The organism is Paraburkholderia sp. GAS333, from assembly GCF_050435665.1.
Lineage (GTDB): Bacteria > Pseudomonadota > Gammaproteobacteria > Burkholderiales > Burkholderiaceae > Paraburkholderia > Paraburkholderia fungorum_A.
Window position 1 is genome coordinate 397,371 of record NZ_JBNDKS010000001.1, and the last position, 17,926, is coordinate 415,296.

17 protein-coding genes and 1 tRNA gene are annotated in these 17,926 nt (G+C 62.3%); 4 read left to right on the top strand and 14 right to left on the bottom strand.

The genetic code is table 11. From position 1 onward, the window contains the following. Positions 1–83: 83 nt before the first annotated feature. From trmB to ABH945_RS01820, 5 genes are all read right to left on the bottom strand, one after another. Complete coding sequence (gene trmB / locus ABH945_RS01800; protein ID WP_429249537.1) at positions 84–866, bottom strand: tRNA (guanosine(46)-N7)-methyltransferase TrmB; 783 nt, start codon at positions 864–866, stop codon at positions 84–86. A 536-nt stretch (positions 867–1,402) separates the two neighbouring features. Beyond that, positions 1,403–1,476: transfer RNA gene (locus ABH945_RS01805), tRNA-Gly, on the bottom strand. Positions 1,477–1,561: 85 nt separating this feature from the next. Next, positions 1,562–2,125 carry a YggT family protein gene (locus tag ABH945_RS01810; RefSeq protein WP_429249538.1) on the bottom strand — a complete coding sequence of 188 codons (564 nt, stop codon included), beginning with the start codon at positions 2,123–2,125 and terminating at the stop codon, positions 1,562–1,564. 232 nt (positions 2,126–2,357) lie between these two features. Next, a complete protein-coding gene (locus tag ABH945_RS01815; RefSeq protein ID WP_074765282.1) occupies positions 2,358–2,678 on the bottom strand; it encodes an EthD family reductase in 321 nt (106 codons plus the stop codon). Between the two features lie 78 nt (positions 2,679–2,756). After that, positions 2,757–3,695 (bottom strand): Rossmann-like and DUF2520 domain-containing protein, encoded by a 939-nt coding sequence (locus tag ABH945_RS01820; RefSeq protein ID WP_429249539.1) that lies wholly within the window; start codon positions 3,693–3,695, stop codon positions 2,757–2,759. A 285-nt stretch (positions 3,696–3,980) separates the two neighbouring features. Between ABH945_RS01820 and ABH945_RS01825 the strand changes: the two genes are divergently transcribed. From ABH945_RS01825 to ABH945_RS01835, 3 genes are all read left to right on the top strand, one after another. Further along, a complete protein-coding gene (locus tag ABH945_RS01825) occupies positions 3,981–4,142 on the top strand; it encodes a hypothetical protein (RefSeq protein WP_171910228.1) in 162 nt (53 codons plus the stop codon). A 370-nt stretch (positions 4,143–4,512) separates the two neighbouring features. After that, on the top strand, positions 4,513–4,827 hold the full coding sequence (locus ABH945_RS01830; protein WP_074765277.1) for a hypothetical protein: 315 nt from the start codon (positions 4,513–4,515) through the stop codon (positions 4,825–4,827). Positions 4,828–5,024: 197 nt separating this feature from the next. Further along, on the top strand, positions 5,025–5,990 hold the full coding sequence (locus ABH945_RS01835) for a threo-3-hydroxy-L-aspartate ammonia-lyase (RefSeq protein WP_429249540.1): 966 nt from the start codon (positions 5,025–5,027) through the stop codon (positions 5,988–5,990). A gap of 93 nt (positions 5,991–6,083) precedes the next feature. On the opposite strand, the gene ABH945_RS01840 is transcribed toward ABH945_RS01835, so the two are convergent. Both ABH945_RS01840 and ABH945_RS01845 read right to left on the bottom strand, forming a co-directional pair. After that, complete coding sequence (locus tag ABH945_RS01840; RefSeq protein WP_074765275.1) at positions 6,084–6,761, bottom strand: LysE family translocator; 678 nt, start codon at positions 6,759–6,761, stop codon at positions 6,084–6,086. Positions 6,762–6,812: 51 nt separating this feature from the next. Next, positions 6,813–8,381 (bottom strand): UbiD family decarboxylase, encoded by a 1,569-nt coding sequence (locus ABH945_RS01845; RefSeq protein WP_429249541.1) that lies wholly within the window; start codon positions 8,379–8,381, stop codon positions 6,813–6,815. 635 nt (positions 8,382–9,016) lie between these two features. Here ABH945_RS01845 and ABH945_RS01850 point away from each other — a divergent pair. Next, the gene (locus ABH945_RS01850) at positions 9,017–10,201 is read left to right on the top strand and encodes a transglycosylase SLT domain-containing protein (RefSeq protein WP_429249542.1); all 1,185 of its coding nucleotides are present in this window, start codon (positions 9,017–9,019) and stop codon (positions 10,199–10,201) included. A gap of 122 nt (positions 10,202–10,323) precedes the next feature. On the opposite strand, the gene ABH945_RS01855 is transcribed toward ABH945_RS01850, so the two are convergent. The 7 genes from ABH945_RS01855 to ribD form a co-directional block, all read right to left on the bottom strand. Beyond that, positions 10,324–11,520 carry a pyridoxal phosphate-dependent aminotransferase gene (locus tag ABH945_RS01855; protein ID WP_429249543.1) on the bottom strand — a complete coding sequence of 399 codons (1,197 nt, stop codon included), beginning with the start codon at positions 11,518–11,520 and terminating at the stop codon, positions 10,324–10,326. A gap of 170 nt (positions 11,521–11,690) precedes the next feature. Next, on the bottom strand, positions 11,691–12,125 hold the full coding sequence (nusB, locus tag ABH945_RS01860) for a transcription antitermination factor NusB (protein WP_074765267.1): 435 nt from the start codon (positions 12,123–12,125) through the stop codon (positions 11,691–11,693). Continuing rightward, positions 12,122–12,628 carry a 6,7-dimethyl-8-ribityllumazine synthase gene (gene ribH, locus ABH945_RS01865; protein ID WP_074765265.1) on the bottom strand — a complete coding sequence of 169 codons (507 nt, stop codon included), beginning with the start codon at positions 12,626–12,628 and terminating at the stop codon, positions 12,122–12,124. The genes nusB and ribH overlap by 4 nt, the downstream gene beginning before the upstream one ends. Before the next feature lie 49 nt (positions 12,629–12,677). Further along, positions 12,678–13,811, bottom strand: coding sequence for a bifunctional 3,4-dihydroxy-2-butanone-4-phosphate synthase/GTP cyclohydrolase II (ribBA, locus tag ABH945_RS01870; RefSeq protein WP_074765263.1), 1,134 nt, complete (start codon positions 13,809–13,811; stop codon positions 12,678–12,680). Positions 13,812–14,262: 451 nt separating this feature from the next. Further along, a complete protein-coding gene (locus ABH945_RS01875; RefSeq protein ID WP_074765261.1) occupies positions 14,263–15,663 on the bottom strand; it encodes a TIGR00366 family protein in 1,401 nt (466 codons plus the stop codon). A 434-nt stretch (positions 15,664–16,097) separates the two neighbouring features. Then, the gene (locus ABH945_RS01880) at positions 16,098–16,727 is read right to left on the bottom strand and encodes a riboflavin synthase (protein ID WP_429249544.1); all 630 of its coding nucleotides are present in this window, start codon (positions 16,725–16,727) and stop codon (positions 16,098–16,100) included. A gap of 15 nt (positions 16,728–16,742) precedes the next feature. Beyond that, the gene (gene ribD / locus ABH945_RS01885; RefSeq protein WP_074765257.1) at positions 16,743–17,915 is read right to left on the bottom strand and encodes a bifunctional diaminohydroxyphosphoribosylaminopyrimidine deaminase/5-amino-6-(5-phosphoribosylamino)uracil reductase RibD; all 1,173 of its coding nucleotides are present in this window, start codon (positions 17,913–17,915) and stop codon (positions 16,743–16,745) included. Between the last annotated feature and the right edge of the window lie 11 nt (positions 17,916–17,926).

The following is a 17,926-nucleotide window of genomic DNA, read 5'->3' on the forward strand; positions in this document are numbered from 1 at the left end:
CTGATTTTTCGCACCATGAAAAAAGGTCCGCATTAGCGGACCTTTTTGCTTCCGGCGATCAATTCGCCGATGCGCGCGCGTTCTTATGCCGCCGCGCGTTTGCGGAACACCAGATCCCACACGCCGTGGCCGAGCCGCAGTCCGCGTCGCTCGAACTTCGTCACCGGACGATATTCCGGGCGCGGCGCATAGCCGTCAGCCGTGTTGTCGAGCGCGGGGTCGGCGCCCAGCACTTCGAGCATCTGCTCGGCGTAGTTCTGCCAGTCGGTCGCACAGTGCAAATACGCACCCGGCTTCAGACGCGACACCAGCAGCGCGACGAACTTCGGCTGGATCAGCCGGCGCTTGTGGTGGCGCGCCTTGTGCCACGGGTCCGGGAAGAAAATGTGCACACCGTCGAGGCTGTCCGGCGCGATCATCTGTTCGAGCACTTCGACCGCGTCGTGCTGAATGATGCGGATGTTCGACAGCGACTGCTCGCCCATCAGCTTCAGCAGCGCGCCGACGCCCGGTTCGTGGACTTCGACGCCCAGAAAGTCGTCGTCGGGACGGTGCCCTGCGATTTCAGCGGTGGTCGCACCCATGCCGAAGCCGATTTCCAGCACGCGGGGCGCCTGGCGGCCGAACACCGTGTTCCAGTCGGGCTGCTCCGGCGTGTAGGGCACGACGTAACGGGGGCCGAGTTCGTCCATCGCGCGGCGCTGGCCGGTCGATACGCGGCCAGCGCGCGTGACGAAGCTGCGGATGCGACGGTGGTGGAGGGCATCGCCTTGCGGGGCGTCGTCGGCGGCGGGTTGGTCAGCGGCTTCGCTGGAGGGCGCGGGAAGTTCGTCCGGCAGGCCGGTGTCGTTTGGATCGTGGATCATCGTCGATGCTGCTATGAGTGAGGGCTTTGCGGCTTGCGTGGCGTGGTGCCGGATGCGGCCTGCTCGCGTGGGTGCGGCCGGGCTGTCAATCGGGTTGTTGATTCACCCGATCAGGGCCATCTTGCTCGCGACTCGCTATGCCGGGCCGCCGCCACTACAAAAAAGCCGCCTTCATGGAGGCGGCTCATGCTGGATCCGCTCAAGATTCAGCGGAAGGTGGAGCGGACATTGCAAGTGCGCGTAAGGTAGCACAATCGAAAAGGGTGCGTCCAGACGGACAACCGCGCGGAGCGTGGCGGAAATGGTCGCGTTTCTCTAATCCTGGCCAGTTTTTTTGCGGATTAATCGCCGGTTTTCAGTTGCAGCGATGCAGACGGGCGTTTTGTTTTGAGATGGACGCGCAACATGCACGACGAGCCGGTTTTCCCGGTACAGCAAAGCGGGAGCGGCGAATGTGGCGACAGCGGAGGGATCTGCACAGCGACTTTCGCAAACCCCGCCGAAGAATCTCAATTGGCCGAGGCTGGAAGCGTTACTGGAGCGGGCGATGGGAATCGAACCCACGGCTCTAGCTTGGGAAGCTAGGGTATTACCATTATACGACGCCCGCAGAACGCACGATTCTACTCGGGAAAGGGCGAACAGCGCAAACTACGCCGCCCGCCGCTTTCCCGCAGACGCATCGATCAGTGTCGTCAGATCACGAAGTAGGTCAGTTGAACAGCGGCGCGCGTCACCACCATCAGCAGCACCTGCACGATCACGAACAGCAGAATCGGCGACAGATCGATGCCGCCCAATTGCGGCACTACGCGGCGCAGCGGGTTCAGGAACGGCGCGGTCAGTTGATAAAGAATCGGCATGGCCGGCGAACGCGGGTTGAGCCATGACAGCAGCGCCATCAGGATCGTCATCCAGATAATCAGATTCAGCGCCCATTTAATGACCGTCAGCACCGCGACGATCATCAGCGTCGGCAGAAGCGCCCGTGGGTCGGCGCCGGTCAGCATCACCATCAGCACGACATAGACGATTGCCGCGAGCAACGCCGCGACAATGCTCGCCCAGTCGATGTTCTTGGTGCTCGGCAAAATCCGCCGCAGCGGCAGCACGATCCAGTTCGTGGCTTGCAGGACGGCGTTCGTCACCGGGTTGTACGGTGGCATACGCACCACCTGGAGCCAGGCGCGCAGCAGCAGCGCCGCGCCGAACAGCGTGAAAACGGTATTGAGCAGAAAGCGGGCGATATCGCCAAACATCTCGTGTCCTTATGCTTCTGATGACGGCCGTCGACCGGCCGCGGGATGCCGGCGTGACCGATCGGTGCGCGCCGGCGGTTTCATTTGAGTTACGTGCGCCTTTTCCGGGAAAAGGCGCGTCACACGACGTCTCGATCAGCCGGCCGCCGCGCCGTCCCGCCTAAGCGGGGTGCGGCCCGGTCAGCGGCTAACTGAATTACATGCCGGAATTTTCACTTCTGTCCGCGCGACATCACACGGAAATCTTGATCTCGCTGATCAGGATCGTTCCGTTGCCGCCGTCGGTGTAATTGGGGATATCGGCGGTCAGTTGCTCGGCCGCCGGCTTGAACACCTTGTAGAAATCGTCTGCGCTATCGAACAGAAAGTGGCCCGCGGCCACGTAAGGCGGCGGTGTTCCCGGCGGCCCGGCGTTGATGCCGACATCGACCGACCAGCCCTTCAGCGACGGCCCGAACAGCTTCGCCGCGAGCGGCATATGCGTGACGCAGTAATAGTCCACGTCGAAGTGGCCGTTTTCCCGATACGGATAAAGGATGCTGACCTTGATCATTGTGCGTTCTCGTCTGTTGGTCCCGAAGCGCGGCGCCAGCGGATTCTCGCGCGGCGCCGGACGTCACATTATCACGGCTTACTTGACGCTTGCACCTGCCGCAGCCTGATTCAGAGCGCGCGCGAGCGAATCTTCCACCACTTCCGCGATCGAGCCGATCGCCGAGGGCGGTGTCGCGCGACGTTCCGCGAGTGCGACCGCGCGGCGGGTCAGCAAACCGTACAGCGCCGCGTGATCGCCGCCGAGGCCTTCCAGCAGCGTCAACTGTTTTTCGACCACGCCTGTGTCGCCGCGTGACACCGGACCCGCCAGCGCGTTGGGCAAACCCTTGTCGCGGGCGGTTTCGATGGTGCCGGAAAGCATCGGCAGCAGCGCGCGCAACGCGTCGTCTTCGGCGAAACCCAGTGTGCGCCATAACGCGACGCATTCGGCCAGGCTGCACAGCGCGAAACTTGCGGCATAGTGCGCGGCGGCGTGATACAGCATGCGGCCGCCCGCCGGAATCGACAGCGGATGGCAGCGCAGCGCCGTGGCCAGCGCTGTCAGCGTGTCTTTCAACGCGCCGTCGGCCTCGATCGTCACCGAGCAACCGGCGATTCGGTCGAGGTCGGCGAGGTCGCCGCTAAACAGGTAAAGTGGATGGAAACCACCGATTGAAACACCCTGATCGCGAGCCGGCGCCAGCAGTTCGACCGGCGACGCGCCACTGCAGTGCACCAGCGCCTTGCCGTGCTCGTGCGCAGCGGCGTCCGGGCCGAACCGCAGTGTGTGCGCTGACGTACCGATGCTGTCGTCGGGAACGGCTAAAAACACTACATCAGCGGCGTCGACGACCTGTTGTGGATCGTCGAATGCCACGCAATGCCCGATTTGACTGGCAAGCCGGCTGGCCGAGGCCGCCGAGCGGCTCGCGACGGCGGTGACCGGGTAACCGGCGCGTGAAAAGCTCAGCGCAAGACACCGCGCGAGCCGCCCGGCGCCGATAAAACCGAGGCGCGGCAAAGGGGACTGGGACATGATTACCGGCTCCAGACGGAATATCCGATGAACGGGAATGCAGAAGTATCGCGCATCCGGCAACAGGCAGCGTCACGGCACGCGATTTCCTCTGATCAATTTGCAGGCGATATGGCGGCTGCGGGCAGGTATCTGGCGGCGCGGCACTCGTAGGCCTGGAAACTGCTCACAATCTTCTGAACACGTTCTACTGACGTTTCTTCTACTGACGTTTCATCCGAAAGCCGGCTTTGCAGTTGCTGTTTCTGGGTAAATTCGTTTCGCAGTCAGATTCGGGAGGTTCACATGAGTATTTTTTCTTACCGAAAGCACTTGCGGTTCCTGACACATGCACAGCGCCGTCGCTGGTGGGATCAGAAGAAACGATTGACGCCGCGAGTGCGGATCAGCGGCGCGTATGTCCCGCCGAACGTGTCGCGCGAATTTGCTTACGTGAAAGTCGGCTGAACCGATAGCGGACGGTGGTGAGAATGCCCGGCGAGATTTCGCCGGGCATTTTTTATTGGATTTTTCATTCGCATCGTCAGGATTGAAGCGAATTTGTAATCAAAGATTACTGAAAAGTGCGCGTGTAAAGCCTGTAATTGTGTGAAGTAAAAGAATCGCCTGCGTTAGATCCGCTAAACCCTTGATTTTCCAATGGGTGCCCCCCAATTTTTGACAATGTCGCAGCAAAGAGAAAGGGAGCCCGATGTGGCTAATTGCAATTTGCAACAAATGCGAACAGATGGTCCCGGCCTTTTTCGATACATTGAATTCATAGCATGCAAGGCATGCGAAGTCGGCGACCTTGGTGGGCCGCGCTAGGAGAATAGAAGTGAAAAAGATCGTTCCGTTTGTCGTTGCCGCAGCACTCGGCTTGGGAGTCGCCGGTGCCGCCGAGGCGCATGTTTCCGTAGGGATCGGTATCGGAATTCCGGTCGCGCCGGCTTATCCGGTTTATGCCGCGCCTCCGCCGGTCTATTACGCGCCGCCGCCGCCGGTCTATGCACCGCCTGTCGTGTATGCTCCGCCGCCGGCAGTCGTCGTGGGCGGGTATTACGGCGGTTATGGCCGTCCGTATTATCACCATGGCTACTATCGCGGTTATTACGGCGGTCACGGATACGGCCACGGCTACTATCGCCGCTAATTGCATAGCCCTTTCTGAAAGATGTGTTGAAGGCGTAACGCCGGCTTGAATGCCGGGTTACGCCGTTGTTGTTTTTACGTTTCGATTTTAATAGGGCGTCATTGCTCAGGGATGGCGCCCGGCGTACGAGTAACGTTCCAAAGCACCAGTGAAGCTGGGAGAATGGCTGTTTCGCCAACGCTTTGGAGAATCCCGCCGTGCAAGTGCTTCCCGCTCCCACTTTCGACGACGTACTCGACGCCGCAGCGCGTCTCGAAGGCGTCGCTCACCGCACCCCCGTTCTGACCTCGAGCACGTTCAACGAACGCACGGGCGCGTCGGTGTTCTTCAAGTGCGAAAATTTTCAGCGCATGGGCGCGTTCAAATTTCGCGGCGCTTATAACGCGATCTCGCACTTCGACGCGCAGCAGCGCGAGGCGGGTGTGCTGACCTATTCGTCGGGGAATCACGCTCAGGCGATTGCGCTGTCGGCGCGCCTCGCGGGCATTCACGCGACGATCATCATGCCGCACGACGCACCCGCCGCCAAAGTCGCCGCGACGAAAGGGTACGGCGGCGAAGTCATTACCTATGACCGCTACACGGAAAACCGCGAAGAAATCGGCCGACGCCTCGCCGAAGAGCGCGGCATGACGCTGATTCCGCCGTACGACCATCCGCATGTGATTGCCGGGCAGGGCACGGCGGTAAAAGAGCTGATCGACGAAACTGGTCCGCTCGACGTGCTGGTCGTTTGCCTTGGCGGCGGCGGATTGATTGGCGGCAGCGCATTGTCCGCAGCGGCTTTGAGTCCCGAATGCACGGTGATCGGCATCGAGCCGGAGGCGGGCAATGACGGTCAGCAATCGCTGGCGCGTGGCGAGATCGTGCATATCGACACACCTCGTACGATCGCCGACGGCGCTGCATCCACACACCTCGGCGACTACACGTTCGCGATTATTCGCAAGCTGGTCGCGCGGATCGAAACGGTCAGCGACGCGCAACTGGTCGAAACCATGCGCTTTTTCGCGCAGCGCATGAAGATTGTGGTCGAACCGACCGGCTGTCTGGCTGCTGCGGCCGTGCTCAACGGCGTGGTGCCGGTGAAGGGCAAGCGCGTGGGCGTGGTAGTGAGCGGCGGCAACGTCGATCTGGAAAAGCTCGCGCAGTACCTTGCGTAATCCCATCGCCTTGGCGCTGCTAAACGGTGCCGGGCAAAGAAAAACGGCTCGCCGGATTGATCCGCGAGCCGTTTTTTTATCTGGTCTTAGCTATCAGCCAACTACCTGCGCCGTCTGAAGAATCAGATCGCGGTATCCATTAACGATCACGCTATACGAGAAATACGCGAACAGCAGCGCGGACAACACATGACATCCGCGGAGCAAACCGGCACCCGCGCGTTTGCGCCCATGACTGCCGAGTCCGCAGATAAAGAGCGTCCAGCACAGCCCGCCGAGGAAGAAGCCGCCGAGAAACACCAGCGCCGTCGTTGGACTCGTCGCGCCGGCTTTGGCGATCAGCGCCCCGCCGACAGCCGCGAACCACAGGATCGCCGAGGGCGACGACACGGCCAGCAGCACCCCGCGCAAGAATCCGCGCCACGGGGACCGATGCGGCGCAGCGGCATCCGCTTCGCCAGCCACCGCCGGCGCCGACGCGGGGAACATCGCCTCACGCGCCATCTTCCAGGTAAGGAACAGCAGAATCGCCGCCCCGCCGATCCACACGACCCAGCGCACCGATTCGAATTGCAGCAGCGCAGCCATGCCGGCGAGCGCGAGCGCCGCGTAAATCAGATCGCCGACGCATGAACCGAGGCCGAGCCAGAAGCCAGGCTTGAAACCGTGCGACAGCGTCAGCGAAATAATGGCCACGTTCACCAGGCCGATATCCAGACACAGCGACAACGACAGAAAAAAACCATCCGACATCATTGAAAAGGCGTGCATCCGTGCAACTGCTCCATCAGTTTTGTTATTGGTCTTGTTGTACGGCTCGCCTTACAGGCCCAACTCGTTCCACAAGGTATCGACGCGCTGTTTGACCGCATCGTCCATGACGATCGGTCGGCCCCATTCGCGATCGGTTTCACCGGGCCATTTGTTGGTCGCGTCGAGTCCCATCTTCGACCCGAGCCCCGCCACGGGCGATGCGAAATCGAGATAATCGATCGGCGTGCGGTCCACCAGCACCGTGTCGCGCACCGGGTCGATGCGCGTGGTGATCGCCCAGATCACTTCCTTCCAGTCGCGAATATTCACGTCTTCGTCGACCACGACGATGAACTTCGTGTACATGAACTGCCGCAAGAAGCTCCACACGCCGAACATCACGCGCTTGGCGTGGCCGGGGTAGCTCTTCTTCATCTGCACGATCGCCATGCGGTAGCTGCAACCTTCGGGCGGCAGGTAGAAGTCGGTAATCTCGGTGAACTGCTTCTGCAACAGTGGCACGAACACTTCGTTCAGCGCGACGCCCAGCACGGCGGGTTCGTCAGGCGGTTTGCCGGTGTAGGTCGAGTGATAGATCGCGTCGCGGCGCATCGTGATCCGCTCGACGGTGAAGACGGGGAACCACTCCTGTTCGTTGTAGTAGCCGGTATGGTCGCCGTACGGGCCTTCGAGCGCATGCTCATAAGCCGCCGACGCGCCCTTGGCCGGACGTGGCGGCGCACCAGCCGGGGCAGGCGAGGGCGTGCCTTCCTGCGGATAGATGAAGCCTTCGAGCACGATTTCGGCGCGGGCGGGCACCTGCAAGCCATCGACGCCGGGCGTGAGGCACTTCGCGAGTTCCGTGCGACCGCCGCGCAGCAACCCGGCGAACTGATATTCGGACAACGTGTCGGGCACCGGTGTGACCGCGCCGAGAATCGTTGCCGGATCGGCGCCCAGCACCACGGCTACCGGATACGGCTTGCCCGGATTCTGCAGCGCGAATTCGCGAAAATCGAGCGCACCGCCGCGATGCGCGAGCCAGCGCATGATCAATTTGTTACGTCCGATCAACTGCTGGCGATATATGCCTAAATTCTGTCGAGTCTTATTCGGACCTTTTGTGACGGTCAGGCCCCATGTCACCAGCGGACCGACGTCGCCCGGCCAGCAAGTCTGAATGGGCAGTTTGCCGAGGTCGACATCGTTGCCTTCCCAGACAATTTCCTGGCAGGGCGGCGCGCTCACCGTCTTCGGCGCCATATCCCAAACCGCCTTCGCCAGCGAGAACAGTTTGCCCGCGTCCTTGAGCCCTTTGGGCGGCTCCGGCTCCTTCAACGCAGAAAGCAGTCGGCCGACATCGCGCAGCGACTCCAGCGCTGCGCCGTCGCCTTCACCGGCTTGCGCGTCGACACCCATGCCGAGCGCGACGCGCCGCGGCGTGCCGAAGAGATTGCCGAGTACCGGGAACGCATGCTCCTCCTTGTTCTCAAACAGCAGAGCCGGACCGCCGGCGCGCAGAACGCGGTCGCACAATTCGGTCATTTCCAGGTTGGGTGAGACTTTTTGCGAGACACGGCGCAGTTCACCGATTGTCTCGAGACGGCCGACAAAATCACGCAGGTCTTTGTATTTCATCTGGTGCGGTTCAGAGCCGCTTCAATGCCGGCTGGGCGGCAAAAAAGTGGCGGAAAAGAAGGGCGCAGCAGGTTTCACGGCGCCGGAACGATTGTCGATTTTACCTGCGTTGGATAGCGCACGTAGATTAGCCGAACGGCCTAGACCGAACGGACAATTTGAGATGCCCCAAAAGGCGCATGCTGAGCCGTTCTTCACGGTCTGAACACTGTTCATTATTACAAATAGTTATACATTTGCCGTTCTATAGTGTTGACGATCTATAAAACCCTGCATAGAATCCGTCCACATTGGTTGCAGGGCGTGAACCTTTTACCACTGCCCCCGGTCCCTTTCGACGCAACGCGTCACCGATTACCGACCCCCCTGCACGGTACTGACGGTATTGACGGCCTTTTTGAGGGCCCCACCAGCGTCCGCTGACGCTGGTTTTTCGCGTGGGAGCCACCGCTTGCATTTTTCGAGATGCAGCGGGTCATTCTTCCCGAATGGCTCCCCACAGACGGTATTTGCCGTTTCCCGACATCGTTGCTGCCCTAACCAGACAGAGCGCGCGGTGTCTTGACTCTTCGAACATGTAGTGCCGCCATTTTTATTCGGCGGAGTTCGCGGATCATGCAAGATGGGAGATCTGAATGAACGCCTGGTTATCGTGGCGTCCCGATGAGCGTATCGCACAGGCTGTGCGAGGAGTGCTGCGTCGCGGGACGCGAGTGAGTCATCATCTGTTTAGCATCGTCGGCGCTGTTGCGGTCGTTATGGCCGTCACCCTCTGGCTGATGCCTACGCTGCGCGGCACCTTGGCTGCCAAGCTGATGCCGGTTATTTCCGCCGCTGTGCAAGCTGGCCCTGCGCGTTTGCTGCAAGGCAATCCGCTACCAGCTTTCGGTCCGCCGGCAAACGCGTCGTCGTCTGACGAGTCGCTGTCGGTCAGTGCCAATACGAGCAATTCCGACGCTCCCAGTGGCGTCACCGGCACCAACGTCAGCTTCACCACCAGCAACACCAGCGTCGACAGCGCTATCGACAATTCCGGTTCGGCCGGTATGGGTGTCGCCGCTCTGAACGGGCTCGATCCGCGCACCATGCAAAGCGTCACCGCGCTGGCTCGCCTGATCCCGGCCCAACGCGTTTCGGCCGATGCGCGCGACGATCGCGTGCTGGTATCGAGCCGCGAGCAGGATCTGGTTGCGTCGTACCTGGCGCGCCGTTATCGCGTCGCTCAGGAGCCCGTTAGCGAGCTCGTGAAGGCCGCGTTCGACACCGGCCGTGAAGTCGGCCTCGATCCTCTGCTGCTGCTGTCCGTGATGGCAATCGAATCGGGTTTCAACCCGTACGCCGAGAGCGGCGTCGGCGCGCAAGGCCTGATGCAGGTGATGTCCAAGGTGCACTCGGACAAATTCCAGTATTTCGGCGGTGAAGGCGCGGCGCTCGAACCGGTCGCGAACATCAAGGTGGGCGCGCTGGTGCTGAAGGATTGCATCGCACGCGGCGGTTCGCTGCCGGGCGGCTTGCGTCTGTACGTCGGCTCCAGTTCGCAGGACGACGGCGGCTACGGCGCCAAGGTGATGGCCGAGCGTGGCCGTCTGCGCGACGTGGCACGGGGCCGCAAGGTGCCGATCAACGCACCGCAGTCGCCGACGCCAGTTCTGACCGCGTCGGCCAATACGGCTCAGGCGGCAGCGAGCAGCGCCAAGCGGGTTCAGGTGACGCTCGACGGCGGTCACGCGCTGAACGCGCCGGCAAAGTCCTCTGCAGCCGATCAGGACGATGCGAATGCCACGAAGCACGTGGCGTCGGCCTCGGAGCTGGGCGCCTGATCTGACTACGTGGCGGTCTGGCAGCTTGAGCTGGATAGCGCGTCGCAAAAACTCGGCAGCAACAAAAAAGGACACTTTCGAGTGTCCTTTTTTGCGTTTGGGGAGTGATGCTGTTCGTAAGCCTATTGCTGCCCGAACAGCTTCGCCAGCCGATCCACTGCCTCTTCCAGCTTCGGATACGCAGTTGCATACGACAAGCGGATGTACTCCCTCGGCGCGTGTGTGCCGAAATCCATACCCGGTACCAGCACCACGCCCGCGTCGTGCAGCATGGCCTTGGTGAGCGCGGCGCTGTCCCCGGCTGCCTTATGCGCGACCGTACGGCAATCGGCATAGACGTAGAACGCGCCGTCGGGCATGACCGGCACCGAGAAACCGAGCGATTCCAGAGCCGGTGCAATGAAGTCGCGGCGGCGCTTGAACTCGAGCCGCCGCTCTTCATAGATGGCGATGGTTTCCGGCTCGAAGCAGGCGAGGGCCGCGTGCTGCGCGAGCGCCGACGCGCAGATGAACAGGTTCTGCGCGAGCTTTTCGAACGCGCTAACCATGCCGGGCGGCACCACGAGCCAGCCCAGACGCCAGCCGGTCATGTTGAAGTACTTCGAGAAACTGTTGACGGTGATCACGTCGTCGCCGAACGAGAGCGCCGAGACGGGCTTTGCGTCGTAGCTCAGGCCCTGATAGATCTCGTCGACGATCGTGAAGCCGCCACGCGCCCGCACCGCCTTGACGATGCGTTCAAGTTCGGCTGGCTCGATCGACGTGCCGGTCGGGTTCGACGGCGAAGCGAGCAGCACGCCACGAGTGCGCTCGTTCCAGAGGCGCTCGACGTCGCTGGCGGTCAGCTGGAAACGTTCGGCCGGGCCGCTCGGCACCATGACCGGCTTGCCTTCGGCGGCGATCACGAAATGACGGTTGCATGGGTAGCACGGGTCCGGCATCAGCACTTCGTCGTCGCGGTCGACCAGCGCGGCGCAGGCCAGCAACAACGCGGCGGATGCACCCGCGGTGACGACGATTCGCGCCGGATCGACGTTCACGCCGTAGAACTCGGCGTAATGCGCGGAGATCGCTTCACGCAGCGCGTGCAGGCCGAGCGCATTGGTGTATTGCGTGACGCCCCGGCGCAGCGCGTTTGCCGCAGCCTCGATTACAGGCTCGGGTGCCGTGAAATCGGGCTCGCCGATTCCCATGTGAATGATGTCGCGCCCGTCGCGCTCGAGGAGCGCGGCCTCCTTGGCCAGTTCCATCACATAGAACGGCTGGATGGCGTCGACGCGGGCAGCAAGCCGCACGAGGGGTTCGGTCACGGAGTTCATACGATCAAATCCAGTTCAGAGCAAAAGCAGGACGGCGTTGCGTGCCCGATTACGGCTGATCGGGGTTCCCCGCGCACCAGCTCAGACATGCGCAACGCGGCGTCCTTTCCAGCGGTTCGACTCGCTACAAAAAAGGCGCATGACAGGGTGTCCCGTCATGCGCCTGACGCTTACGACTTGCGAGCCGCCTGCGTTTCAGCTGCGCGCAATTGCGCGGACAGCTTGTCCAGTACGCCGTTGACGTACTTGTAGCCGTCCGAGCCGCCGAATGTTTTGGTCAGCTCGACTGCTTCGTTGATGATTACGCGATAGGGAATATCGACGTGATTCTTCAGTTCGAATGCAGCGACCAGCAGAACAGCGCGTTCGACCGGCGACAGTTGTTCGATCGGACGATCCAGGCACGGTGCGATGTCGGCGGACAACGCGTCCGAATCGCGGATCACGCCGCGCAGAAGCGCGTCCAGATGCTCGCGATCGGCCTTGTCGAAACCTTGGGCGCCGCTCAGCTGCGCTTCGATTTCGCTGGCGGGCGAACCCGACAGCAGCCACTGGTAAAGCCCCTGCGTGGCTAGTTCGCGGGAGCGTCGGCGTGCGCTCTTCATGCTTCGTCCTCTTCTTCGTCTTCTTCCTCGTCGTCGCCGCCGAGTTGTTCGAGCGCGACCGAGAGGTTCGCCATTTCGACGGCCACGCGCGCTGCGTCACGACCCTTTTCGGTCATGCGGGCAACCGCCTGTTCGTCGTTTTCGGTGGTCAGCACGGCGTTCGCGACCGGAATGCCGAAGTCCAGACCGATACGCGTAATGCCCGCGCCGCTTTCGTTCGACACCAGTTCGAAGTGATAGGTCTCGCCGCGAATCACCGCGCCGAGCGCGATCAGCGCATCGAATTGCGCGCTTTCGGCGAGCTTTTGCAGTGCCAGCGGGATTTCCAGTGCGCCCGGTACCGTGACCAGCAGCACGTCTTCGCCGGTCACGCCGAGGCGTTCGAGTTCTTCGATGCACGAGTCGGCGAGGCCGTTGCAGACGGGTTCGTTAAAACGCGCCTGGACGATGCCGATGCGCAGTCCGTCGCCGTCGAGATTCGGTTGATATTGTCCGATTTCCATGTGACTTCCGTAGTGTTTTGAGTGGGCGCCAGGCGCGTGAATGGTCGGGTCAGCCTTGCGGGGCTTGGGCTTTGCTGCCGGGCATTGGGACGAAGCCGGTGACTTCGAGGCCGTAGCCCGACATGCTGCCCAGCTTGCGTGGGTTCGACAGAACCTGCATCTTGCCGACCCCTAGCTCGCGCAGAATCTGCGCACCGATGCCGTAGGTCTTGAAGTCGACCGGGCGGCGTTTGAGCGCCTCTGCTTTTTCCTTCGAGTCGAACGCCTTGAAGACGTCGATCAGATGGTCTTTCGAATCGCCGCAATTCAGCAGCACGATCACGCCGCAGTCGCGTTCGGCGATTTCTTTCATGGCCGCGTCGAGCGTCCACGAGTGAGTGGATTCGCCGACTTCGAGCAGATCCAGCACCGACAGCGGCTCGTGCACGCGCACCAGCGTGTCCTGATCCGTGCACGGCGTGCCGCGCACCAGCGCGATGTGCGGCTGGCCGCTCGGCTGGTCGAGATACATGACCGCGCGGAACGCGCCGTGCGCGGTCTGCATGGTGCGTTCGCAAATGCGCTCGACGATCGACTCGGTCCGGCTGCGATAGTGGATCAGATCGGCAATCGTGCCGACCTTCAGACCGTGCACCTTGCCGAATTCGATCAGATCCGGCAACCGAGCCATCGTGCCGTCGTCGTTGATCACTTCGCAGATTACCGAGGCCGGCGCGAGGCCCGCCAGCGCGGTGAAGTCGCAGCCCGCTTCGGTATGACCGGCGCGCACCAGCACGCCGCCCGGCTGGGCCATGATCGGAAACACGTGGCCCGGCTGGACGATGTGCTCCGGCTTGGCGTCCGGTGCGACCGCGGCCGCGATGGTGCGGGCGCGGTCGGCCGCCGAAATGCCAGTGGTGACGCCTTCCGCTGCTTCGATGCTGACCGTGAACGCCGTGCCGTACTGCGTGCCGTTGCGGTAGGTCATCAGCGGCAGGTTGAGCTGTTTGCAGCGTTCCTGCGTCAACGTCAGGCAGATCAGGCCACGGCCGTAACGCGCCATGAAATTGATCGCTTCCGGCGTGACGAACTCGGCGGCGAGCACGAGGTCGCCCTCGTTTTCGCGATCTTCTTCGTCGACGAGGATCACCATCCGGCCGGCTTTCAGTTCGGCGATGATCTCTTGAGTGGAGGCGAGCGTCATGTTGGCGAGATTTTCGGGAAAGCGCGTATTTTACGCCACGCGCGGGTCCAAGTCGCCTCCGACGGATGGCATAGGCCGTTTGGCCGACTGGCGATGGGATATCCGGGGTTGCTATGCTCGTTCAAACGATCGGCGTGCGGGCCGGGTGCAATCGGAGCGGACTGCCGCCAGGCCTTTGCTGGCGGGCTGTCGACGGGCGGTCTGCTCGCGTGGAGCGACGCGTTTGACGATCCGCTCCGGGGGTAGGTCACAGACGCCAGCTCGCGGATAAAAGGACATCGAAGTTCGATGAAGCCGCCATAAGCCGCATCTGCGGACCGAGGGAGGCGACAGCGAGGCTCACACGTTCCGCAAGACATGGCGAGCGCCGTCCGGCTCCCGGCCGCTGACAGAGGCAAGAGGCCACAGGCCGCCCGCTCGATAGCCAGCGGCCCTAGCCGAAATCATGGCGTCACGGAACCAGCCACAGCGCCGCGGCATAAATCACGAGCGACACGACGAACGTAATCGCCGTGTAGCCCATCACGCGCTGAATGCGAATGCCTGCAATCGCCACCACCGGCACGGCCCAGAACGGTTGCAGCATGTTGGAGACGTTTTCCGCCATCGCCACGCCCATCGTGGTGCGGGGAATCGACGCGTGCAAGCCGAGTGCGGCGGGCAGCACGAACGGCCCCTGAACCGCCCAGTGGCCGCCCGCGCTCGGTACGAGCAGCGTGATGATCAGCGAACTGAGATAGCTCCACAGCGGCAGCGTGACCGGTGTCGCGATCACCACGAAAGTCTTGGCGATGGTGGCCGCGAGCCCGGTCCCCGTCATGATGCCCATGATGCCGCCGTACATCGGGTATTGCAGCAGCATCGAGCCGGTCTGCCGCGCGGCGCGGCGGATCGCGTCGGCGTACGCAATCGGCGTGCGCTGCAACGCGAGGCCGACCAGCAGGAAGATCAGGATCGTCGTGTTGATGTCGAGTTCGAAGCCCTTGGTGTGCCACGTCATGGCCAGATAACCGACGCCCAGCAGCAGCATGATCAGGGTGCCGAACATGGATTGTTCGACCCGCGCCGCGAACGAGGTCGCAGCGGACTGGCGGGCGTGGGGATCGGCATCGGCATCGCTGCCGCTATCGCCTTGCGGGCCGGTTTGATTGAACGCGACGACGTGTTCGGCTTTGGGGTGAATCCAGATGAATACGGCGGTCATCACGACGACCACCAGCACGGTCGGAACCAGCACGAACGACGCGAACACCGTCTCGCTCAACGGAACGACCTGGCCGGTCGCTTTCTCCACGAGATTCAACGCGTTGCCGTGCGACGCCTGCGATAACGCAATCGAACTCGACAAACCGCTATTGCAGATCGACCACGCCGAATAGCTGCCCGCGACGAGCCATGCGAAATCCACCTTCACCCGCCGGGCGATCTCACGTGAAAGCAGCGCGCCGACAATCAGCCCGAGTCCCCAGTTGAGCCATGCACAGATGCCGACCACGGGGAACACCAGCAACGCCGCCCGAGCCGGTGTCTGCACGCGTGAAGCCATGGCGCGCAAGCCGCGCTGCACGATCGGAGCTTCGGCGATTGCGTAACCTGTCGCGAGGATCAGGATCATCTGCAACGCGAAGCCGAGAATGTTGAATGTGCCGCCGTACCAGGAAGTCAGCAACGTCGGCACGGAGGCGTGCGGCGCGAACGCAAAGGCCAGCAGACTGACCACCACCGTCAAGCCAATTGAAAGCACGAACGGGTCCGGCATCACCTGTTCGAATATATACACGAGGCCGCCTACGACGCCCTGCCGAGGCGCGGCCGTGTCCGTCACCGTGCCCCCGTAACCCTTCTTTTCCATGGTCTCGCTCCGCTGATACGCGGGCGTCGATTGCTCACGCAACCCGACGCCAATCCGATAAATACAGTTCGCTTACGCGCAGCGATTTGCTGCGACGACGAAACATAATCGAATTTGGAATTTCATGTTTTTTCGCGGGACAGGTGGCTGTTTTCGCGAAAAGGATGCGGAGAAGGGGCACGTCTGAATTACATCAGTTGGCAGCGTTCGCGCGATGCGCGAGTCGCATCAATTTCAACGCAGGGGGAGGGTAGGAGAGTTAAAGACTTCGTGGCCGCGAACCGGAGGAGCGCGTCGGGTGTGAGACACCAGAAGAGAAGGCGGGCAGCTTCGATTCGTTTTTAATTGGCGAAATCTGCAACACGCTGCTGGCCCTTCATTCCATCCACCGGACATCGAGCAGATAAAACAGAAGGCCAGCTTCAACCCGACTGTCAGACCTTGCGCAGGTCCTGACCCGTCGACAGCATCCGCTCCACATACCGCGCAATCAGATCGATCTCCAGATTCACCTTCGCCCCTACGCGCAGATGCTTGAGCGCAGTCACCTCGACCGTGTGCGGAATCAGGTTGATCGAAAACTCGCACCCATCGTCACGATCCTTCACCGAATTGACGGTCAGACTCACGCCGTTGACCGTGACCGATCCTTTAAACGCGAGATAGCGGCCAATCTCACGCGGCGCGAGCACGCGTAATTCGTGCGACTCGCCAACCGGCGCGAAATGCGTAACCGTACCCAGTCCGTCGACGTGACCTGACACGATATGTCCGCCCAGCCGGTCATGCGCACGCAGCGCCTTCTCCAGATTGACCTCGCCGGGTTCGCCGAGACCTGCCGTGCAGTTGAGACTTTCGCGCGACACGTCGACTTCGAACGAATGCGCGGTCTTCGCAACCACCGTCATGCACGCGCCCTGGATCGTGATGCTGTCGCCCAGTTGCACGTCGCCGAGATCGAGGCCGCCGGCTTCGACGTTCAGGCGCACGCCCGCGTCGCCATCCGTGCCCAGAGGCTTGACTGATTCGATGCGGCCCACTGCCGCGACGATTCCTGTAAACATCGTGCTAGTCCTTGATCAATTCGAAACGGGGGAGGACGCTGGATCGTCGCCGGGTTCTGCGGGGCTGGCTTGCGACGCCGCCAGAGGCGCAAAGCGCGCGAGAATCCGCAGATCGTCGCCGATCCGGTCCACTGCGTGAAAATTCAGTTTGACGCGGCCTTCGAGCGTGTCGGGTGCGTGCAGGTTGAACATGCTCATCGAGTCCATGCCGAGCAGGTTCGGCGCGAGATACACGAGCAGTTCGTCGACGCAACCTTCGCGCAGCAGCGAGCCGTTCAGTTTATAGCCCGCCTCGACGTGCAATTCGTTCACGTTGCGTTCGCCGAGCGCCTTCAGCATGCCGGGCAGATCGACCTTGCCGGCCGCGTTCGCCATCTGCACGATCTCGGCGCCACGGTCGCGCAATGCATTGGCGCGGTCGGTGTGACGCTGGTCGAGATTGCCGCAGAAAATCAGCGTGGGTGCACCGGCCAGAATCTGCGCGTCCGGCGGCACATCGAGCTGACTGTCGATCAACACGCGTTGCGGCTGACGCGGCGTATCGACCGCGCGCACCGTCATGCGCGGATTGTCTTCCCTGACCGTGCCGATGCCCGTCAGAATCGCCGATGCGCGAGCGCGCCACGCGTGACCATCCGCGCGTGCCGCTTCGCCGGTGATCCACTGGCTGACGCCCGACGGCAAACCGGTGCGGCCATCAAGCGACGCCGCGACTTTCATGCGAACCCACGGACGGCCGCGCGTCATCCGCGACACGAAGCCGATGTTCAGTTCGTGCGCTTCCTGCGCAAGCAGGCCGCAACGCACTTCGATGCCGGCGTCGCGCAGCATCTTCAGCCCACGCCCGGATACCTGCGGATTCGGATCTTCCATCGCCGCGACGACGCGCGCGACCTGCGCTTCGATCAGCGCGTTCGCGCACGGCGGCGTGCGGCCGAAATGGCTGCACGGTTCGAGCGTCACGTAAGCAGTAGCGCCGCGCAGATCATGGCCGCGCGAGCGCGCGTCCTTCAACGCGCGAACCTCGGCGTGATCCTGACCGGCCGGTTGCGTGAAGCCTTCGCCGATCACCTCGCCGTTCTTGACGAGCACGCAACCCACGCGCGGATTCGGGTCGGTGGTGTACATGCCGCGCTTGGCCAACGCAAGCGCGCGTTCCATATGGACGAAATCGGTTTGCGAAAACATCGGTGTCCGGT